The sequence below is a fragment of the Paenibacillus sp. A3 genome, from assembly GCF_001399685.1.
In the GTDB taxonomy this organism is placed as follows: Bacteria; Bacillota; Bacilli; order Paenibacillales; family NBRC-103111; genus Paenibacillus_G.
Genome location: NZ_JTHN01000400.1, coordinates 1 through 1159 on the forward strand (window position 1 = coordinate 1; position 1159 = coordinate 1159).

At 54.7% G+C, this 1159-nt stretch carries 2 protein-coding genes; both read left to right on the top strand.

Annotation, left to right across the window (positions count from 1 at the left end; translation table 11 throughout):
* Positions 1-221 precede the first annotated feature (221 nt).
* Positions 222-509: a hypothetical protein gene (locus QJ48_RS34945; protein ID WP_054977824.1), complete on the top strand. Its 288-nt coding sequence runs from the start codon at positions 222-224 to the stop codon at positions 507-509.
* A 25-nt stretch (positions 510-534) separates the two neighbouring features.
* Complete coding sequence (locus tag QJ48_RS34950) at positions 535-1062, top strand: hypothetical protein (RefSeq protein ID WP_237763164.1); 528 nt, start codon at positions 535-537, stop codon at positions 1060-1062.
* Positions 1063-1159: the final 97 nt, after the last annotated feature.

Sequence of the window (1159 nt, forward strand, 5' to 3'; positions counted from 1 at the left end):
TTGTTGAGAAAGTGGTCAACACTCCGGGCTTCGATAAAAAGCTATTCTTATATACCATATAGTTTGCCGAGATCATAGTCAAAAGTACATCCCTATAAAAAATTGCATCCATCGCATACGACATTTTACGCAGGGGTACAAAATGACATAGCCTGCGTTCCCAAGAAGCTATATAATAAGCAAATATAAAAGCAAAACCCAATTGAAACGGAGGTATACGGGTGAAGCCTGAAGAGCGCGAACCGCGCGAAATTACATACCGGATCGGCTGGAAGCGTGGCACCATCGTTCCGAACGGACGGCGCCCTCCGGCTGCCGTATCCGGACATTCCCCGGATATGTCCATCATCCGGGAATCCCGCATGCAGCGGTTCAATCGCAGCTACCTGTGGCGCAAGGCGCCTTCGCCGGGCCATCGGACGCTGCAAGTCGCCGTATTTGCGATGCCTGTTCTGCTGTTTGCGTTGTTTCTATGGATGGTATACGAGCTTGCACAACATGCCCGATAAGAAGAAATATACGAGGTGTTGACAGATGATGATGACGATGCTTGCCTGGCTCGGCGGGGCTATTGGGCTTGTCGTGACGGGATCGGCCGTTTTGCTGGCGTGGTCCGTGTATTCACGGGCTCAAGCCGAAGCCGTGCCTTCAGCCGTCCCGGAGGCGGCCGCTGCCCAAGATACGGCTGACACGGAGGGCGGCGGGAACGCTGCGGTCCAGACAAAAGAACGGCCGGAAGACCAGCCGTCCTTATCCGCTTCCTTGGTCCGGCAGGCCGGCCCGCATTTAGCCCGTTGGACGTTTTTCGATTATGCGCTGCTTGCATTGTTTGCGGTCGGCAGCTTGTTTTTGTTTACGGATCTGCTTGCCGTCCTGCGGGATGCGGAGCAATATCCGCCTTATCATTTCCCATACCTGCTCTGCGGCTTTGTCTTTACGCTGGCCGGCATGCTTATGATGCTCGTCCGGCTCGCGCTGACGATTGCGTCAATTCGTTCCGAACGGCCGCTGCCTGCGCCAGATCATCAGGACCATCCAGGCCATGCTGAGCAGGCCCAGTAACGGATAGAGGGACGAGAGCAGCGTTTTGAAACCGATGTGACTCACCACATAGCAGAGCGCAAGAAGGAGCGGCACGATGATCTGATAAGACAAGGAG